Here is a 228-nt window from a genome sequence, read left to right as displayed (position 1 = left end):
GCTGCACGGGCGAAGGAAAAAAGATGGATGATTACCCGGCCAGCGAGTACCTGCTACATCGCTTTAAACAAGTGTGCCGTTACGGAGTTCCCCCTGTAATCTGACAGAACCGCGCAATCGGTTATTACAGCGTGCCCCAATACCGGATTGATATCTGCGCTTGCCGCCCCAATGAGACGATCCTGATCGAATGCGGCATAATAGACGGTGTTTTCTCTCATTGTTTTT

General features: G+C 50.4%; 1 pseudogene. It reads right to left on the bottom strand.

Annotated features, from left to right (window positions below):
* Positions 1–56: 56 nt before the first annotated feature.
* A pseudogene (locus tag KVT31_RS30130) lies at positions 57–228 on the bottom strand (GNAT family N-acetyltransferase); the annotation flags it as partial.

The organism is Bacillus sp. GbtcB14, from assembly GCF_019091205.1.
Taxonomy (GTDB): domain Bacteria; phylum Bacillota; class Bacilli; order Bacillales; family Bacillaceae_G; genus Bacillus_A; species Bacillus_A cereus_AG.
This window is presented reverse-complemented; position numbering and strand designations above follow the sequence as displayed.